Below are 18,992 nucleotides of genomic sequence, written 5' to 3'. Positions count from 1 at the left end.
TACTATGCATGCATAGTAACGCCGCATACTTATTTTATGTTTATCTATATAAAACAATTATCTAGCGGTATGAGTACGCTCAAGGTCTGTTATTACCTTGCACGCTTAGTAATAACACTATCTTTTGTGACTTGTAGTTCATGATTAATCTGCTCTGTAGGTCGGCTGGCCCTCCGTAAAATGCGATTGACTGGATATTCTCAGTCATCACACTTAATAACAAAGGAAGTACAGATGGCCAACTCACCGTTTTTAGAAAGCATTCGTCATGTAATGAGAACGAAGCACTACTCAATACAAACGGAAAAAACCTACCTATTGTGGATAAAACGATTCATTTTATTTAATCAAAAGCGTCACCCTAAAGACTTAGGCGAGCAAGAGGTAACACAATTCCTGACTCACCTCGCAGTAAACAGAAAAGTCACATCATCCACACAGAACCTAGCGCTGTGTGCAATTGTTTTTATGTACAAACATATCTTCGAACGGGAATTGACGCTCCTGCCAGATGCAATTAGGGCAAGAGCACCTACTCGAGTTCCTACTGTGCTCTCGCACAAAGAAGCGTTATCGATTATTGGACTCATGAAGCCCAAATATAAACTGATGTTTTCAGTGTTATATGGCAGCGGTTTACGAAAAGCAGAATTACTTAAACTACGTATTAAAGATATCGATTTTGATGCTAAGAATTTATTTGTATTTCGCGGCAAAGGCGGTAAAGACCGCACTACGATGTTACCCAACAAGTTACTTAAGCCATTACAAACACAAGTAGAAAAAGTACGTGCAATTCATACCAAAGATATTGCTGAGGGAAATGGAATGACGAGTTTGCCTCCCAGTTTAGCGAGAAAGTACCCACATGCCGTTAGGGAGTTTAAGTGGCAATACTTATTCCCCTCAACGACTCGTTGCGAGCATCCTTATGACGGATATTTCTGTCGGCATCATCTTCATAGCACCGCATTGGCGAGGGAGTTAAAGGTAGCAGTTAAAAGCTCTGGCGTGGCAAAGCATGTAACCGCACATACATTCAGGCACTCCTTTGCTACTCAGCTGCTGATGGCAGGAGCAGATATTCGCACTGTTCAGGAATTACTAGGGCATAACGATTTAAGGACAACGCAAATATACACACATGTGATTGGTCAGCACTCGTCAGGCGTAATCAGTCCATTTGATATTGATTAAATCACGCGGACGAGGGTCCGCTTTCCAGCAGCCTAAACCCATTAAGCACTGAAAACGAATATCACTTACGTAACACAAAAGGGATACTTGTTAAGCTCCATTGTGAACGACCGTTCATTGTCTTAAGTCGCAGCTCAGAGGCTACGAGTGCTTTTACCTATTGTCACCTTTTCGGGGAGCCAGTATAGCAACTGGCTGATATGCTAATTACACCAAAGTCGCTCGGTAATTAGACCGAAACAATTCCATGATAATCAAATCAGCACAGGCTGTATTAGCTCGTCCCCCATTTTACAAGTTAGATGATTAACTTCTAATTAAATCAGTTACGCTGCTAAGAACTATACACTCATTGAGTGTAGTGGACGATGCGCGCAAATACGATTGAGTTGTGAGCTTCAGGTGAGAAAGCTATCAAAGAGTGTGGTTGACTAGTTAGCCCATATAAAAAAGCAGTGCGAAATCGGTAACTATAACGCCCTGCTAATTGTTCTTTTCATGGGCAAGTGCAACAACGTAAATATTAAGCTTTATTTCTACATTTACGGTGCTAAATGCTAAAGAATGGGGGTGCCTTGCTTTATCAATGCGCGCTTAATCTTTTCGCTAAAGCTATGTGCCTGCTTAATAATGCTATTTTCATCTACCGTAAGTACTTCGCGGTCTTCCATTAGCAATCGACCGTGTACTATGCTGTGGCGAACATCAGTGGGGTACGCTGAGTAGACAAGTGCCGAATAGGGATTGTAGATAGGCGTCATGTTAGCCGATTTGCTACTCATGACAATAATATCGGCGAGTTTGTTTTCCTCAATGGAGCCAATTTGATGCTGCATATTCAATACCCTTGCGCTACCGATTGTGGCCATTTTTATAACTTCAACGGCGGGCATTAAACTACGATCTTTGTGCCAAAGTTTATGCACCTTTGCTACTTGGTCAAACTCGTCGATTAAACTTATTGTGTTTCCTGACATCGGGCCATCTGTTCCTAATCCTACGTTTACGCCGTGGGACAACATTTCTATGATGGGCGCCACACCTTTAGCCGCTTTAATATTTGCGCTCATATTGTGAGCTACGCCCACTTGGTGTTTTTCAAGCAGCGCAATATCTTGGTCATCCGCAATTATCACATGAGCACCAACCAAATTTTTATTGAGTGCACCAATGCTATCTAAGTAAGCGATAGGTGATAAGCCGTTACTGCGCTTTGCTATTACTTCCCGCTCTTTCTCAGATTCGGCTAAATGAGTAAGAACAGGTACGTCATAGTCTAGCGACAACTGCGCTATTTTCTGTAATGTTTCTGTAGTGTTAGTATAAGGGCCGTGTGGGGCGAACGCTGGCGTTATCCGTGGATGATGTTTGTATTGTTTTATAAAGTTTACTGCATACGCAATTCCCTCTTGTGCCGTTTTAGCATCTGCTTGAGGGTATTTGATCACGGTTTGGCCTAATACTGCACGTAATCCTATTTCATCTACAGCCCGCGCCACTTCATCTTCAAAGTAATACATGTCGGCATAGGTGGTTACCCCGCCTTTAAGCATTTCAATGTTGCCTAACTCTGCACCTAAATAGACCATATCGCGTGACACGAATTGCTTTTCCAACGGAAAAATATAGCTATGAAGGCGGTCAGCTACATCATCACCTAACGAGCGAAATAAACTCATAGATGCGTGGGTATGGGTATTGATAAAACCTGGCAGCACGATATCGCCATCGACGTCCATTACCTTTTTAGCTTGAAAAGCAGCTGCTTTAGTTTGGGGGCCTAGTGCCACAATTTTGTTATCGTTAATTGCGACAAACCCGCGCTCATATTCCGTGAGTTGGTCATCCATTGTAAGGATATGCCCGTTGGTAATTATGATGTCTACTGTTTGCTGCGCGCGCGCGGTAGAAGGAAAGTTCGCTACCAAAACGCTTACGATAAAACCGATTAACCAATGCGCTATCGTCATGCAATTTCACCTAGGTTGAAAATAAAAAAAGTGTTTGTACGTGACGACCTCACCGGTTTTCAGTACAAACACTTGTCGTTTTAATTGCTTAAATCATAGGGCGTTAGAACTTAACTTTAAAGTCGGCTCCCCACAGACGGCCTTCATTCACCACGCCAGCCAGATTATTGATAGTTACACCACCAATTAACGCTGTTTCATCGGTAATATTTCGCCCATAGGCCGCTATTTCTAAATCATACTTTCCGACAGCAAACAAGTAACCTAGACGTACCCCACCTTCAAGGAAAGGGTCTTGGCGCATTTCAACGGCATCAATCAGCGAGAAACGTACTTCGCTCGCATACGACCAATCAGTATAGAAATACAACTCGCCGTCACCTACTTCTTTGCCATAACGCAGCGTGAAGTTCCCAATCCATTCGGGTGCGCGGGGTAGGGATAATCCGTCTATACCAATAAGGCCGTTTTCATCCACAGGATTTTTAACGGTACAAAAAGAGCAGGTGGAGATAGCGACATTCTTATCTTGTATTTCAGTGTTATTGTAACTCACACCTAAGGTGGTGATGAGATCTGATGTGATGGCATATTCGCCTTCAGCTTCAAACCCATACCCTACTGTTTTATCAACGTTTACCAATTCTTTCGCTGCACCCTCATCAAAAGACGATTGCGCAGTAAGTTGCTGGTCGTTCATTTCAAAATAGAATACGTCAAAGTTAATTCTTGCCGCGCCATCCAGTAAGTCTGTCTTTGTTCCAAACTCAATAGAGTGAATAATTTCAGAATCAGCAATACTTAACTTGGGATCATCGCCACTGACTACTCGGCCTTGAATACTTGGCGCTCTAAAGCCTTTAGATAACCGAGTATACAAGTTGATGTCATCTGAATATTCGTAAGTTGCACTTAAATCCCAACTGATGGCTGAATCTTCTGTGTCAGCGTACATAGGATCAAAGAATTCGCCATCACTTGAGGTAGACAGTATTCTTTGGGCGACATACTCTTTTTTGTCTTTTGAATAACGAAGGCCACCCGTTACTGTAAGGTGATTACTCACTTCATAGTCACCTGAGGCAAAAACAGCCCATGCATCGGTTTTTTGATTTTGCTGCAAATAACGTTTAAGGCTACCGTCGGTATTATAATGTAGCGTATCTATATCTAAATCTTCGTTAAAAAAGAAGAAGCCGGCTTGATAGTCAAAGGCACCTAGTTCATTCGACGCTACGCGAAACTCTTGAGTAAATTGGCTGTGATCAGGGATGCCGTCAGCACTTTCAACGGAAAATGAAGGTACGGTACCGATTTCGCCTGTATAGCCTGAAGGGTCAGAAAAGGTACTTACTTGATACCCGCCATCTACATCAGCACGGGAAAACATTTCTACCGATTCATAGCCCGTTATAGAGATAAAGCTGTAATCGGAAGTAAGGTATTCAAGTTTCACGCTACCGCCGTCAACTTTAACACTTTGTGTGGCGCGTTCTGCGGCATCTTGATATACAGTTTCTCGGTCAAAGCCAGCAACGAAATCGTTAGTTCCAGGCGTAATTACACTGGCGCGAAACACAGTAGGAGTTCCGTCTAGGTCTCTTGTATGATAGTTGAAAAGTGCTGAGAAATTATCGTTTGGTTCGTATAGAACTTGTACTTTAGCCGCCTGATCATCATACCCACCTAAAACGTCATTTTGTTCAAAACCTGGAGCTTTTGTATCAATGTAGTCATCTCGTGTTTGCTTCAACAATGAAACGCGGGCTGAAATGCTATCGGTTAAGCCGCCACTTATGGCGCCCTGCATAGACAGGGTATTCAGTGAGGCATACGAGGCAGAGAAGTACCCTTCTAAATCCTGGGTAGGGCGGTTACTGGTAAATTTAACCAAACCTGCTGGGGTATTTCGTCCAAATAACGTGCCTTGGGGCCCTCTAAGCACCTCCACACTTTGAACATCGAATACAGGAAACCCTTTTAGTATCGGACTTTCTTGCACTACGTCATCGTACACAAGAGAGACAGGTTGAGAGGCGTTTAGATCGTAATCTTGGTTGCCGATACCACGGATATAAAAGCGCGGGAATGAGCGCCCAAATGACGATTCAATTTTGAGGCTCGGTATACGGGCAGACATAAACCGGATATCTCCGCCGCTGGAGCTTACACTATTTAATAAATCGCCCTTCATCACAGACACTGATATGGGGACTTCCTGTAGGTTTTGAGTACGGCGCTGTGCGGTGACGGTAATATTTTCAACCATGCCTTTACTAGAAGCTTGCTTTTCACTTGCAGGGGATGCATATACTTGAGTGTCAGATACATCAACCGTGTTACTTCGCTTTTTTCCGCTAAGTTTTGCCTCATTCGTCGCTTTTTCTATAGCGATAGTACGCTTGTTTATGTAGCGATATTGCAAGCCAGTGTCTTGTAAAAGTGCATCTAGCGCTGCGTGTTCAGTGTAATCTCCGGCAAAGGGGGTCGCTGTTAGGCCTTCTGCAACATTAGAAAAAAAGACGATTTGTTTACCAAATTGCTTCGCTACACTTTGCAACGCGCTATCAAGAGGAATTTCAGAAACCTCTATTTGTACCTGTTTTTCTTTTACGCCGGTTTCTGCCATCACGCTAAAACTGCCTGCTAATGATAAAACCATCGATAGTACAATGGGGTTTTTCTTCCAATTTGGGGTACGCGACTTCATGCTTAAGTTCCTATGATAATGTTATATTGATGTTTTTGTCGTGTATTTATATTTCAGGCAATCGTGCGGATTTTTACCCGCTTAGCAATAAAGAGAGATATCACCATCGTTTTAGGTACTACTTTTTTTATTTATTTTTTTAGTACCCAATTTCCATCTCACAACACTCTTATCTAGTGGGCCTATTTTCGCCCACCCAATTTACGTCAATCGAAATGAGTCTATGCCAAATAATTCAGCCCCAAAGAGTGATAGTTTTGTTAAGGGATTATACGAAAGCTCCTATAAGGAACTTTTTGCGTTTCTTCTTCGTCGCTCAAGCAATCATCAACAAGCACAAGATTTCTCGCAGGAAGCGTTTCTTCGGCTAATACGGGTTGAGAGGAAAGACTTAATAGAACAGCCTCGGGCTTACCTTTTTCGCATTGCTGCAAATTTAGTTCATGAAAAGCGCCTAAAGAATGTTAGCCAGTGGCAAAAGGAGTCAAGTGCACTTGAGAATGTCGAAGAAATCCCATGTGAGGACGACCCACACGCGCACATTGAACGACAAAAAGCGATTCAGGATTTAGAAAAAATACTGACGAGTCTACCCCCTATTTATCAATCAGTCTTATTGATGCGTAAACGAGATGGCTTGAATCACGCTGAAATTGCTGAAAAACTAGGGATTTCTATTCACACTGTTAGAAAGTATTTAACCCGCGCGGTAACGGAATGCCGAAAGGCTCACAGTATGGGTCAAGCGTCATGAGCATAACTTCGCAACCAAATACACTTATTATAGAGCAGGCTAGCTATTGGGCAGTACTGATTGATGAAGGCGAACTAAGCCAGCAGCAGCACCACGAGCTCGCACAGTGGCTTGTCGAAAGCCCTATACATGTTCAAGAATTCTTGCACACTTGCACCTTACTTGATGTATTGGATGATATCGATTCAAATAAAAAAATATCGGTCGAGGAATTGCTTAAAAAGATAAGTACATCGGGTGTTGAGGCTATCCCCATTACGTCGAATCTGACTCTCCCTGTTCAGGAAAAACCAGCACATTTGAAAGCTAAAAAGTGGTCTGCTCCTATAGTTTGGACATTAGCAGCGAGTTTTATCCTTAGTTTATTTGCCTTACATCAGTTTACGCCGGCGATGCTTCCTTTAAAGGGTCAAACTACAACAATTAGCGTCAATTACGTTACCACCTTAGGTGAGCAGCGAAGTATCACTTTAAGCGATGGCTCAATTATTTATTTAAATACATTAACCAATGTAGATATTGATTATACCCCGCGCTTTAGAAACATAGTTTTGCACAACGGTGAGGCCATATTTAAAGTCGCGCATAATCCTGGTAAACCTTTTAGGGTATGGGTAAACGGGACAATGTTCCAAGCCTTGGGAACCGAGTTTAACGTTAGAAGTAGTAAAGGTAATGTGGAACTTACCGTTATTAATGGGATAGTTGCGCTTACTAAAAATGCGAGCAAAAACCAAGATGTCTCATTTAGCGACGAGAGCGTTCGACTAGATAGCAATGCGGAAATAGAGGTTCCTTTGGGAAAACCATTAATAGTTTCGGTAGGGCAGCAGGCTACTGTAAAAGAAGACGGGAAAATTACCACGCTCGTTCACGCTGATGTAGATAAGAAAACGTCGTGGAAAGCGAGGGAAATGATATTTAAAAATGATTCGCTAGAAGATGTTATCTACGAATTTAACCGCTACAACGCGTTGCAAATATCTATTGGCTCTGAGCAGCTTTCCAAGATATCCGTAACGGGGATCTTTGAGACCAACGATCCGCAATCATTACTAGTATTTCTGGAAAGCTCGGGTAAAGCGAAGATTGAAAAGCACAGCGCTAATAACGTTACTATTACAGCACTACAATAAACGCCGCCTTTCGGAGTAGCGCTTCACCGCGCTACTCATCATTATAATTTAACAGTCGTTGTAGTGAAGCTGACCTTCAAGTGATCTTACCTAAATAACAGTTGTGTACGCAGGCCGTGTGAAAACTCATATTTATGATTGCTGCTTCAAATAGAACGATATAGTAATTCTGAGGGCACTAACATTTTTGGATAAGTGTCGCCACAACTCTCATGTCTTCATTGCAGATATGAGACCGCTAACGCCCATGATATTCATCATTCTTTTGAAGTTGTATGCCAAGACCTGCAAACTTACCTCTGTTTTTACATGTTTTAATGTTCTTGTCAGTAGTTGTTGCGTTCCTGCCCATTGCTTTATTGTACCAAAGGGATGCTCGACGGTTTGATGCCTCAATGTCATTGCGTTTGGCATGTTTTTATAAGCTTGTGCCACGCGTTCAACATGCTCCTCATCATCGAGTCTTCGGATCCGTCTTCCTGCTGGTGATGTTGTGCACCGCGATTTCATAGTACAACCTTTGCAGGTCATGACCGACATGTAAGCGCGTAGCGGTTTTCCTTTGTCAGTTGAAACAAAGCTAAACGGGATATCTTTGCCAGCAGGACATTCATCTTTATGCTATTAACAAAAAGGCCAAGATCATTGAAGAGCGCTGTAACTCGGCAAGTCAGGCTTTTTGAAATTTTTGTTCATTCGTCTTGGCGATTTGAGTTTCGTAAATTGGTAAGTGATAAGAGGTAATGATGTGATTACCAAGGGATACTGCCGGTATATTTCCAAGCGATTTTGACGTAAACAGACTTATTCATTTACATGCCTCTAGCGCGACCTGTGGGAGCAGCTTATTATCCATGCTTTTTGCCGACAAGAGGGATAACCTGATTGAAGAAGCCCTCTTATTTTCCTAAACAATGAATTTATCCCATTTCCCGTAGCTTGCTCTAATATGACCTTTTCGTAAACTCAACCCAATTAGCAATGCGCCACATAGCAAGCTTGAAACAACTGAAACCAGAGGGGCACCGAGCAGAAATGGCGTGGTAAATAATGCCAGGCCTAGAGGAACAAGCGCATAACGTGCCATGCGCCCAGACTCGGCAGTAGCAGTAACAACGACTGTCAGGACCAGAGCTCCCACCACATGATCAGCATTAGCCGTGCTGCCCTCGGTCCCCAGCGTCAAACGAGTGGACATAAGCCAAACTCCGACAGGAATGCAGAGCGCAAGATTCCAGGGCAAAGTAACTCCTCCTGCAATCATGTCTTTAAATACTGTTATGGGGCCCCGTTCAAACTCTCTTTCATCACCCTCCCAGGCTCCTGTATCAGTATCGCCGGTAAAGAAAATACGTAGCAATGGGCGACCTTGCTTTTTACGACGCCATAAGAATTCAGTAGTTGCCACCAGCTCATCCAGCGAATAAGGAATTTGAATCAGCATGGCTGCTGCACCAACCAGGCAAAGTGTACACCAGGTTCCAATAACGATGGGCTGAATAATAATGAAGAAAATCGACACCACGCCTAATGGCACAATCATAATGCCGAACAGCATTACCAACCAGGGCATGGTGCGCCAGCGGCGGGTTGACCCCATCAGGCCGGTAAGAATTTCCAGCGCATAAGTCATAGCACCTAACCCGGCGTCGGGAACCGGCCACGCCTCAGATACCTCAGATGTGATAATTTCTTCGGTGCCATTTTTCGGGTCACCGCCCCCGCCTGCAAAAAACGGTTCCCATACCGCGTCTATATGTCCTAACTGGAAGGCACACAAATAGCGTGAAATAAAAAAACCTACAAATGCGAGCAAAATAATAGGCATCCGTTGCACCCAGCTTGACGGATTAAACTCCCAACCGGGCGGAATATTGGGGCCGGTCTCCGCCGCTATTAGTGATACACCGGGCGTTGGCCGCGAGCACACGGCAAAAGCAATAATCAGCATGCCCACTAACGTGCCGTTCAGATAGGCCCCCGCCGTAGGAGCCCAGAACACCAACGGTGCCGAGAGCACCCAAAATCCGACAATTCCCGCGGCCCAGCGAGCCTGGCTCATTCGCCATGACAGACTTAAACCGGCAAACACCAGCAGTGCCAGTCCCGACCCCATGTCACTAATCGTCATTGCGCGGCTTTCATACCCCAACAAAAATGGCGCGGTTAACAACCAGAACGCCAACCCGATATTCATAAAGTGGGCCCAAATAAAGTTGCTATGGGCGTCACGATAATGATCTTCGTGCTTTTCACGAATTGCGTTGGCGTTAACTTCTTTTTCCTTCGCCGTTTGCATCCAGTCTGGCAAAGTGATGCCATTGGCTTTATACCAACCTGGCGGATCTTTTTTCAGATTGTCAATTAACCGTTCCAGTGCATCATAAATGTGGTGCTGTGGTCGCCAATTTAACTGTTCCTTTACCCGGCTGAGATTAAGGTCATAATGATCACTTGATAAATCAATCATGAATGGTTTAATGAACGGCTTTTCACCATGATCAAAGGCGTCAGGTACCACCGGCTCGGTTTTTTCTTCCAGCCAAGCTCCAGGTTTAGCAACATACTCCGGTATTTCGATGGTGTTCCACTCTCGTTCACCATAAATCAAATGACCAATTCGATTTTGCAGCGCCTGATAACCCATTACGCTGTCTTCGCCGGCCAATAGTACATTTTCTTTGGGCACTTCATGGCGCTTTTCAACCAGCTCGGTAAACAATGACACCATATCGTCTTTATGCAAAAAAGCTTGTCCGGCCATTTTATCGCCCGAGTACACCCAACTCTTAAATTGCCGCTCGTAAATGCGGGCGATCTGATAGCTTAAAGTGGGAACAGCGGTGTGGTCATCGTACAAGCCAGCCATTCGTAACAGGGTATAGGGAATTTTGCCATGATGGCTGCGAATGGCTTCTTCGGCATCGGCTTTAGACTGCGGATAGGTCCAGCCGGGCTCAATGGGCGTGTCCTCGGTGATTTTTTCTCCAGGGACCCCTGCCCGATGAATGAGCATGGTGGAGGAATAGATGAAATGATCCACATCAAAGCGCTGCAGTTCGGTTAGAAAATCCGCCGTTCCCTTTACATTGAGAGCCTCATACAAGGGGTTGTCTTCGCCCGAGAAATCATAATAGGCGGCAAGGTGAATCACGCAGGCAATATGACCGCCATGTTTTTCATGAATTTTATACAACGCAAGGGAAATGGAGTCTTTGGAGGTAAAATCGCACTCGTAACTTTCATGGGCACTTTCGCAAGGTGTCAAATCCAACCCAATAAGGTGATAATCTTTTTTCAGCACCTCACAAAGTGCACTGCCTACGCCGCCAGATGCACCAGTTATCAGAACAATCCGCTTTTCTGCTGCTTGTTGTGCCATCAATAAGTCCTTGCCAGAAACCTAAAATTAAGAGGGTTACTATTGAGTAACGAATCAACCCGCGTTTCGGGTCATTGACAGAGAGAAAACGATGAAAATAGACAAAATCTAATCAACTTCGGCAATTTAGGGAAACGCGCCGCGTCTGCTTGATAATCGATAATGCGGCGGGACAGTGTAAAACTTGCGAACGACAGGAATATACTTTGTAGTAAAAACACGATTGGTTTGGGGAGCCATCATGCAAGGAGCCTTTGCTGCCACACCGCGTTGGTTAATAAATGCCATAGGCTAATGATTTTAATTGAATAAGTAAGATTGCACGACCGTAAAATGAAATTTAATGTTTTCAATGCGCAAATAGGAATAAAACTTGATGGTCTAGAGTCTCGCAATACTTCCTTGCTGGCACACGGTGTCGGCGCCCATTTGGATAAGGAGCCTCTCATGTCATTTATCTCAGCCGGTCCTGCAGACCGCCTTGAAAACCTCAAACCTAAACGCGTTACCCTTAACGATACAGAAATTCTTCTCATTCGTGACGGTGAAAACGTTTATGCCGGCAGCGCCGATTGCCCTCATAAAGGTGCGCCTCTTGAAGATGGTGCAGTATGTCGAGGCAAGTTGGTTTGCCCATGGCATAAAGGCACTTTTGATATCGCCTCTGCTGATGTATGCGAACCACCTGCACTAACAGGATTATCTCGGTATGCGGTTGAAATACGTGACGGCGAGGTACTTGTGGATCCCGAACAGGCCACCGACAGCACCGATAAACGACAAAACCGATTAACTGCAGTTAACGCACATTCTCATATTGTGATTGTCGGCGCTGGCGCAGCAGGCGCTGCCGCTCTGCAAAGTCTGGTGAACAATCGTTACCACGGTCGGATCACTGTTGTTGATCCAGAAGCAGATGCACCTTATGACCGAACACTGCTTACCAAAGCTGTGACAGCGGGCGACATGGAACCTGATGAGGTAGACCCCCTTGTTAATCAAGACGACATGGATATCACAGAAGTTACACGCCTAGTGGCTAAAGTATCCGGAATTGATACTGCCGCCCATCAAATTGAGCTATATGATGGTCAATCGTTGACATACGATCGATTACTTATTGCCACAGGCGGGATCCCCATACGGCCGGATTTACCCGGCGTTAATTTGTTGGGGATCCATACGCTTCGAAATATTGAGCATGTGGAACGTCTATTAGCTGACGTTGAAAACACGAACAATATTACCATTGTTGGCAACAGTTTTATTAGTCTGGAAGTGGCCGCTTCATTAAAGCAGCGTAGCGTCAATATACGGGTAAAGGTTATCGCACCTGATGCGGTGCCGTTTGAAAAACAATTTGGAACCCAAATCGGGCAGTATTTCCGTGATTTACACGAGAAGCATGACGTCGAGTTTGTCGAGGGCACAGTAAGTGGATTTCATGGTACTGAAAAAGTAACCGCAGTGAAGCTGGAAAGTGGCGAAACGTTGGAAACCAATCTGGTGCTGCTAGCTACCGGCATAACGACTGATAAAGATTTACTCAATAGCTTTACATTAACGCATCAGGGATTGGTGAAAGTGAACGAATTCCTTGAAGCTGCTGAAGATGTCTATGCGGTGGGTGATATTACCAGCTATCCGTATAATGGCGAAGAAATGCACATTGAGCACTGGCGACTAGCCCAGCAGCATGGTCGTTGCGCAGCAGAAAATATACTCGCGAGCCTAGCCTACCCTGCCGAACGTAAAGCATTTGATCGCACACCTTATTTCTGGACACAGCAATTTGATGTAAAGTTTGAATACGTAGGCCACGCAAAAGAGTGGGACGAAATCGAAGCGGTGGGCACACCGGAAGACGAACAATACCTCGCAGTTTTTCGCAAAGATGGTAAGGAAATTGCTGCTCTGGCTAAAGGTTATCCGCAGCTCATGGCAAAAATGATTATTGAGATGGACGACCATGTTGCGCTGTCATCGGTTAAAGCTGAACTTGAAGCTGCCTAATTAACAAGCTTTGATTTGGTGACGAGAAAGCGCGTAATGGCGCGCTTTCTATGACAAGATTGCTAACTATTCTCCGAGACCGGTAGTCCTCACGTACAAATCCTTCTGATTAAACAGTTAGCGATTTTCGTTGTAGCTGTCTATACCAGCGATGCCCCACCCAAAATGCTGCGGTGATGTAGGGCACTCCACCTACTACCCACATGATAAGTCCCGCTAATTGCTGATCGGCAAGGTTGCGGGATTCACCGTAAAAAGGAGTGCTGCCAAAGGTAAGAAACGCACCTAAAAAGCCCGTGTGCATTAGCGTCACCAACAGTGCCAGCAACGCATAGGGAACTTTACGGGTAAAGGCATGTAAGCAGGCCCACCAAAACCATACCGCCGATATCAGAAAGCAGGCGTGTTCGAATACGTGAATCCAGGGATTCTCCAACGCCAACATATAAAATTTCGGGATGTGCCAGAACCAGATCATCATACCGTGAAAGTAGGTGCATACCATCGGATATTGAGTGATTTTAAATGCATATTTCCATAATCTTTCCCCATATGCTCCACAAGCCCTGTAGAACTGTGGCAATGGCCGAGCCAAAGCGAAAGCTGGCGCTATTATTACCATCATAAACATATGCTGGGTCATATGCGCAGCAGAGCTATGTTCAGCCCATTCGTCCAACGGACCCAAAATGGTAAAAAAGGTGATCAAAATGGTGATATGAAATAGCCATCTCCGCCATACAACTGCGGTAGCGTAGCGGCAGCCCCATACATAGATTATCCAGAATATCAGTACTATCACCGCCGTAAGGCTAGCGGAAAACGCGTCCTGGCCACCACTGGTAAAGGGGTTGTGCGCCCATGCACCGGTTGACCAAAACAATAACGTTGCTACGAGAATAATTAAATACATGGTGCCATCGCCAAAAGAGGAATGCCAACAGCCAGCGTCGAAATGGCCGAAGCAAGATAACTTGTCGCCGCTACACGCAGTAAAAAGCGCGACTCATTTTCTGCATTTGCCGCTACGTGCCACGACTTAAAGGCGCAAATTCCCAAATAAATAACAATAAGAAACGTAGGAATTAAAAAACTAAGGTTTATCCAATTAAATAGGCCCGCCTCGGCCGCAGGTTTAGCCAGCTGACAAGCCACCGCGACACCGCCATAAGTAAATACAAACCAGAGCGCCCAAATCACAAACCCGGCCACAAGATGCCAAGGGTGCGCGCGGGAAACTTTCATTTAGCCTCCCATATTGTTGGTAAGATCAAAAAGCTTGCGAAGCTTAGCCAAAAAATAACATGTGTAAACAACCACATGGGGCTCATTACGACAATTTCATAGGACAGCTTTGTACTGATGTAATCATAACTAACCCGCAGTGCCTGGAGCGTAGTGGTGATCACGCTGATGATACTGTGGAAAAGCAAAAAGGCCAGCATCACCAACAATACGGCATCATACGCATTAGTCGTAAATTGCAGGTCACTCGAAACAGTGATGAAAGCCAATAGTCCAACATGACCCATTCCACAGGCTGAAACGAGCCAAAGCCACTTAGCGAGCGACTTCTCTTGCTCACGGCGCAAATAGCGATTCAGACGGCGATACAAAGTCACTGCAATGGTCAGTAACGCACCACTTAGCCCCATTAAAACCGGCGAAATTGCCGACACGTCAGGTAAGGTTTTATTTGGTGAAACTGTCCACAAATATAACCAACCGAAAAGCAGCGACAAATATAAGGTGCCGTCAGCTAACAGAGTCACACACATACCCCATAACCCTGGCCCGTCAAAGGTACGCGAGTGCAGAGGCGGCTCTCCCCGGCTCGCTTCTTCATCCGTCAGTGGTGCCATCGTCTTGTGCGTGCCGTTCTCCCAACTCCAGCGTAAAAAGAAGCCTAGACCCAATATGGCGAAAAAGATGCCGACCATATACGCTTTAGACACCAGGCTGATGCACAACCCCGCCAGGGTAGCCGCACAAATTAGAGGCCACCACGAATGGCTGGGAATATGAATAACTTCTTTTAGCTTGCCACTAATCGCATCTGTTCCATACAGTTCCCGTCGCCCGTGCTTAATACTTTTTAAGCCATGTTCGCCAGCTGGAATGCTATTAATCAACGACGGGTCGTCCCATAGTGGATGACGTGATTTTACCTCAGGGATACTGGCAAAATTGTAAGACACCGGCGGCATGCCCGTGGCCCATTCCAATGTATCAGCTTGCCAAGGATTAGATGAAGCCTTTCGACCATATCGAAAATGTAGCGTCACATCTAAGACGAGCATTAAAATACCAATCGCGAGCACGAAGCCACCAATGGAAGAACTCAGATTTAACCAATCCCAGCCCAGGCCACTTTCGTAAGTAAACACTCGGCGTGGCATGCCCAACAGACCAGTTAGGTGCATGATCAGAAACGTTGAATTAAATCCGACAAACACCAAGCCAAACGCCCAGCGTCCCATTCTCATAGACGGCATTCGTCCGGAAAAATGGGGCAACCAGTAATATAGGGCGGCGATCAGCGGAAAGAACATTCCGCCAATAAGCACATAATGAAAATGCGCCACTACAAAGTGCGTATCGTGCACCTGCCAGTCAAAGGGCACCAGTGCTAGCATCACACCAGTCAACCCACCGCAAACGAAGATAAACAAAAAGCCAAAAATCCATAGCATCGGCAGTTCAAACCGAACACGGCCTACCCACAATGTCGTTAACCAAACGAAAATCTGAATGCCTGTGGGAATCGCCACCAGCATGCTGGCAATGGAAAAAAATGCCTGGGCCAAATGAGGGATCCCGACGGTAAACATGTGGTGTACCCATAAGCCAAAGCTGATAAACCCAGTGATGATTACTGATAATACAACCCAACGATATCCCACCAGCGGTCGACCCGCGAACACTGGCAATATAGTGGAGACCATACCCGCTGCCGGCAGAAAAATAATGTAAACTTCAGGATGGCCGAATAACCAGAACAAATGCTGCCATAAAATAGGGTCACCACCAGCGTTAGGATCAAAAAAAGGCATTTGCGCTGCCCGCTCAAGCTCTAACAGAATGCTAGCCAGAATCAGCGGAGGAAAACCGAACACGATCATTAACGCCATCGCGAGAATATACCAGCAGAAAATAGGCATTTTGCTCAAACTCATGCCCGGCGCTCTTGTACGCAAAATCGAGACGGTAAGCTCAATACCTGCCGATACTGCAGATATTTCTACAAAAGTCACTCCGAGTAGCCAGAAGTCTGAGCCCGCGCCAGCGGAATAGTCGTCGCTGGATAAGGGTGTGTACATAAACCAGCCCGAATTAGGCGCGATGCCTAGCACCAGACTTGACAGCAAAATCAACCCTCCAAAGAGGTAACAGTAATAGCCTAAGGCGCTCAAACGGGGAAAGACTAGATCGCGCGTGCCGATCATCTTTGGAATAAGATACATCGCCGCGCCTTCCAGAACCGGAATGGCAAACAAGAACATCATAATAGTGCCGTGCATAGTAAAAACCTGTGAATACAGGTCGGCAGTAATGAGTGTCTGACCTGGCAACGCCAATTGCGAGCGGATCAGCATTGCCAGCAAAATGCCTACGAGAAAAAAGATCACCCCGGTTAGCATGAATCGCTGACTGATAGAAGTATGGTTTACCGCTGCAAGATTGCCCCACCCAGGTAGGTTATCCCATACCTTGGCAAAATTTTTGTGTAGTTCTGATTTGCCATTCATTGTGTTTTACCTTGTTGGACGAGCCATGCATCAAACTTCTCAGCAGAATGAGCAATGACTTTAAAATGCATTTTAGCGTGAGAAAGGCCGCAATATTCGGCGCATTGGCCACCGAACTCACCTACTTCATCGGCTTGCAAACGCACGATGTTCGTGTGCCCCGGGATCGCATCAATCTTTCCTCCTAGCCGTGGCACCCAGAAGCCATGAATCACGTCCGCACTAGTCACATGAATATCAATTGGCGTATCGACAGGAATATGAATTTCATCTGTTAGTTCAATATCATGTTGCGGATAGGTTACATCCCACGCCCATTGTCTGGCATGCACATCAATTCGCACAGCGCGCTCATCTGCCAAAGGCAGCATAATATTCCCAGCTGGAATACCAAAAATGAGCAATACGGTTATGCCCACCGTGGGTAACACAATACCGCCCCACAAAACCATACGAGTAAGAACGCGTTTTACATCTGCATCGCTATATTTACGATTGCGTCGGAAGCTGGCATACCACCAGAGTGAGCAAATCCCCAGTAATACCACGACTCCAACCGTGAGCATGCCCCACCAGATTGTGGTAACCGCCTTGGCTGACGGACCTGCCGGGGCGAGAATGGAATACGGCTCACTGCAACCTGCCAACAATAAGGCACTGGCAGTGAAAAGATATTCTGTTACTCTATTTACCAAACTCACTCCTTAAACGGTATTTAGGATCTGACGCTTCTATGTCGAATTCAATAATCAGCAGCCGCGCTTCACTTAGGGGGCATGCGCTACATCCAGCCCTGATCCATTTTCCCATCGCGTTTTTGCTCATACTCATTGTCACAGATATTGTATTTATCCTTACCAGCGATCCTTTCTGGGCTGAAGCCAGTTTTTGGCTTACTGCTGCTGGACTGGCATTTGGTGTTTTGGCCAGCCTTGCCGGTGCCATTGATGTTTTTACTGTACGTATTATTCGCCATATTGTCGCAGCCTGGGCTCACGCCGTTCTAGCAGTAATGACGCTATCGCTGACCACATTTAACCTTACCTTACGCTTAGGCGATGACCCCGGCGAACTTATTAATCCCTGGGGAATCTATGTCAGCGTTCTAGCTGGCATCCTTATCGGTATTACTGGTTTTTTGGGCGCTCAACTGGTTTTTGCTTACGGCGTAGGTGTTAACGAGCCTCAAAATAATGAACGCTAAGTTGAGCCCTAGATTGGCCATGGCACAAAACCAGGTGCAGCAGGTTTTGCCAGGACCACAAACAGTATGCTTCCGACGCCGCAAAATATCGCTATCAGAAAGCACCAGCTAAAGCCTGCCAGATAACGCATTTCCTGGCGTTCAAGGCGCGTTATCAGTAGCCCAAGGCTCGCGTGCAATATCACCAGTATCGTCACAATGGTTAGTTTCACCATCAGCCAGAAAGTAAGGGTGTCGTTTATTACAAAGACCAATGTTCCCGCAATAATAGAAATGATAGCCGCGGGCGAAGCCACATACGCGAATATCAGCCGCGCTACCGACCCCACTCCAAATGGAATATCGATAAAGTCTTCGCGCATTTTCGACTCAGTAGCAATTAAGATTGGCAAATACAACACGGTTGCCAACCAGATCAGAAGACCGAAGATGTGAAGACCTAAAAGCCAGAGCATGAGCAACCTTACATTTATTTCATAATACTAGTTACAGCACTCGCCCCTGAAATGGTTTAGAAAAAAATGAATTTTTGCGATCGCACGTGACGATGTGAAGTTAGCCGATCCCCTATTAGAGAGTAAATGAACAATATAATTCCAACCTACGGTCAGCGATAAAATATTTACTTGTAGATAAAGGTTACTGTATATACGATCTATACACAGTTTCTCAAAGAGCAGAGATGACGTGGTCAACCAAAATTGACCAACCCAGTTAAGCTACTTTTTTCAATTTCTTCATGTCCGCCTCATATTGATTTGGACTCCTGTAATCCAGATAGGGGTTCTAGGGATTTTCCCCTCTAAAAAGACATAATCCTCTGTAGACCACACCAATAAATGGCTGCGGAGGTGGGTTACTACTTATAAGTGTGGCA

At 45.3% G+C, this 18,992-nt stretch carries 13 protein-coding genes and 1 pseudogene; 5 read left to right on the top strand and 9 right to left on the bottom strand.

What is annotated here, in order from left to right; genetic code table 11:
• Nucleotides 1-234 precede the first annotated feature (234 nt).
• Nucleotides 235-1,197, top strand: coding sequence for an integron integrase (locus tag BIZ39_RS16785; protein ID WP_187447528.1), 963 nt, complete (start codon nt 235-237; stop codon nt 1,195-1,197).
• A gap of 557 nt (nt 1,198-1,754) precedes the next feature.
• Here BIZ39_RS16785 and BIZ39_RS16780 read toward each other — a convergent pair.
• Both BIZ39_RS16780 and BIZ39_RS16775 read right to left on the bottom strand, forming a co-directional pair.
• Nucleotides 1,755-3,167, bottom strand: coding sequence for an amidohydrolase (locus BIZ39_RS16780; RefSeq protein WP_187447527.1), 1,413 nt, complete (start codon nt 3,165-3,167; stop codon nt 1,755-1,757).
• 103 nt (nt 3,168-3,270) lie between these two features.
• Nucleotides 3,271-5,877: a TonB-dependent receptor domain-containing protein gene (locus tag BIZ39_RS16775; RefSeq protein ID WP_187447526.1), complete on the bottom strand. Its 2,607-nt coding sequence runs from the start codon at nt 5,875-5,877 to the stop codon at nt 3,271-3,273.
• A 223-nt stretch (nt 5,878-6,100) separates the two neighbouring features.
• Here BIZ39_RS16775 and BIZ39_RS16770 point away from each other — a divergent pair, with 223 nt between their 5' ends.
• Together BIZ39_RS16770 and BIZ39_RS16765 are read left to right on the top strand one after the other, a co-directional pair.
• Nucleotides 6,101-6,631, top strand: coding sequence for an RNA polymerase sigma factor (locus tag BIZ39_RS16770; protein ID WP_187447525.1), 531 nt, complete (start codon nt 6,101-6,103; stop codon nt 6,629-6,631).
• Nucleotides 6,628-7,767: a FecR family protein gene (locus tag BIZ39_RS16765; protein ID WP_187447524.1), complete on the top strand. Its 1,140-nt coding sequence runs from the start codon at nt 6,628-6,630 to the stop codon at nt 7,765-7,767. The genes BIZ39_RS16770 and BIZ39_RS16765 overlap by 4 nt, the downstream gene beginning before the upstream one ends.
• A gap of 210 nt (nt 7,768-7,977) precedes the next feature.
• Here the strand turns inward: BIZ39_RS16765 and BIZ39_RS16760 are convergent.
• Both BIZ39_RS16760 and BIZ39_RS16755 read right to left on the bottom strand, forming a co-directional pair.
• Nucleotides 7,978-8,364, bottom strand: a pseudogene (locus BIZ39_RS16760) (transposase); the annotation flags it as partial.
• Nucleotides 8,365-8,674: 310 nt separating this feature from the next.
• A complete protein-coding gene (locus BIZ39_RS16755) occupies nt 8,675-11,149 on the bottom strand; it encodes a vitamin K epoxide reductase family protein (protein WP_049587399.1) in 2,475 nt (824 codons plus the stop codon).
• 447 nt (nt 11,150-11,596) lie between these two features.
• On the opposite strand from BIZ39_RS16755, the gene BIZ39_RS16750 reads away from it, so the two are divergent.
• Nucleotides 11,597-13,162 (top strand): FAD-dependent oxidoreductase, encoded by a 1,566-nt coding sequence (locus tag BIZ39_RS16750; RefSeq protein ID WP_187447523.1) that lies wholly within the window; start codon nt 11,597-11,599, stop codon nt 13,160-13,162.
• A gap of 109 nt (nt 13,163-13,271) precedes the next feature.
• Here BIZ39_RS16750 and BIZ39_RS16745 read toward each other — a convergent pair whose 3' ends face one another.
• The 4 genes from BIZ39_RS16745 to coxB are packed head-to-tail and all read right to left on the bottom strand — an operon-like array spanning nt 13,272 to nt 17,612.
• Complete coding sequence (locus BIZ39_RS16745; protein ID WP_049587401.1) at nt 13,272-14,075, bottom strand: cytochrome c oxidase assembly protein; 804 nt, start codon at nt 14,073-14,075, stop codon at nt 13,272-13,274.
• A complete protein-coding gene (locus BIZ39_RS16740) occupies nt 14,066-14,407 on the bottom strand; it encodes a hypothetical protein (protein ID WP_049587402.1) in 342 nt (113 codons plus the stop codon). The genes BIZ39_RS16745 and BIZ39_RS16740 overlap by 10 nt, the downstream gene beginning before the upstream one ends.
• Nucleotides 14,404-16,911: a cytochrome c oxidase subunit I gene (gene ctaD / locus BIZ39_RS16735; RefSeq protein WP_049587404.1), complete on the bottom strand. Its 2,508-nt coding sequence runs from the start codon at nt 16,909-16,911 to the stop codon at nt 14,404-14,406. The genes BIZ39_RS16740 and ctaD overlap by 4 nt, the downstream gene beginning before the upstream one ends.
• Entirely contained in the window at nt 16,908-17,612 is a 705-nt protein-coding gene (coxB, locus tag BIZ39_RS16730; RefSeq protein WP_257721544.1) for a cytochrome c oxidase subunit II, read from the bottom strand. The genes ctaD and coxB overlap by 4 nt, the downstream gene beginning before the upstream one ends.
• A 32-nt stretch (nt 17,613-17,644) precedes the next feature.
• Here coxB and BIZ39_RS16725 point away from each other — a divergent pair, with 32 nt between their 5' ends.
• Nucleotides 17,645-18,115, top strand: a complete 471-nt coding sequence (locus tag BIZ39_RS16725) for a DUF2231 domain-containing protein (RefSeq protein WP_049587407.1) — start codon at nt 17,645-17,647, stop codon at nt 18,113-18,115.
• Between the two features lie 8 nt (nt 18,116-18,123).
• Here the strand turns inward: BIZ39_RS16725 and BIZ39_RS16720 are convergent, their stop codons facing one another.
• Nucleotides 18,124-18,570: a CopD family protein gene (locus BIZ39_RS16720; RefSeq protein ID WP_049587409.1), complete on the bottom strand. Its 447-nt coding sequence runs from the start codon at nt 18,568-18,570 to the stop codon at nt 18,124-18,126.
• Nucleotides 18,571-18,992: the final 422 nt, after the last annotated feature.

The organism is Alteromonas sp. BZK5 (assembly GCF_014349115.1).
In the GTDB taxonomy this organism is placed as follows: Bacteria; Pseudomonadota; Gammaproteobacteria; order Enterobacterales; family Alteromonadaceae; genus Alteromonas; species Alteromonas macleodii.
This window is presented reverse-complemented; position numbering and strand designations above follow the sequence as displayed.

Bases quoted from the DNA above. Each gene is read 5' to 3' on its own strand.
- BIZ39_RS16785 (WP_187447528.1), top strand. From the start codon at position 235: ATGGCCAACTCACCGTTTTTAGAAAGCATTCGTCATGTAATGAGAACG.
- BIZ39_RS16780 (WP_187447527.1), bottom strand. From the start codon at position 3,167: ATGACGATAGCGCATTGGTTAATCGGTTTTATCGTAAGCGTTTTGGTA.
- BIZ39_RS16775 (WP_187447526.1), bottom strand. From the start codon at position 5,877: ATGAAGTCGCGTACCCCAAATTGGAAGAAAAACCCCATTGTACTATCG.
- BIZ39_RS16770 (WP_187447525.1), top strand. From the start codon at position 6,101: ATGCCAAATAATTCAGCCCCAAAGAGTGATAGTTTTGTTAAGGGATTA.
- BIZ39_RS16765 (WP_187447524.1), top strand. From the start codon at position 6,628: ATGAGCATAACTTCGCAACCAAATACACTTATTATAGAGCAGGCTAGC.
- BIZ39_RS16755 (WP_049587399.1), bottom strand. From the start codon at position 11,149: ATGGCACAACAAGCAGCAGAAAAGCGGATTGTTCTGATAACTGGTGCA.
- BIZ39_RS16750 (WP_187447523.1), top strand. From the start codon at position 11,597: ATGTCATTTATCTCAGCCGGTCCTGCAGACCGCCTTGAAAACCTCAAA.
- BIZ39_RS16745 (WP_049587401.1), bottom strand. From the start codon at position 14,075: ATGTATTTAATTATTCTCGTAGCAACGTTATTGTTTTGGTCAACCGGT.
- BIZ39_RS16740 (WP_049587402.1), bottom strand. From the start codon at position 14,407: ATGAAAGTTTCCCGCGCGCACCCTTGGCATCTTGTGGCCGGGTTTGTG.
- ctaD (WP_049587404.1), bottom strand. From the start codon at position 16,911: ATGAATGGCAAATCAGAACTACACAAAAATTTTGCCAAGGTATGGGAT.
- BIZ39_RS16725 (WP_049587407.1), top strand. From the start codon at position 17,645: ATGTCGAATTCAATAATCAGCAGCCGCGCTTCACTTAGGGGGCATGCG.
- BIZ39_RS16720 (WP_049587409.1), bottom strand. From the start codon at position 18,570: ATGCTCTGGCTTTTAGGTCTTCACATCTTCGGTCTTCTGATCTGGTTG.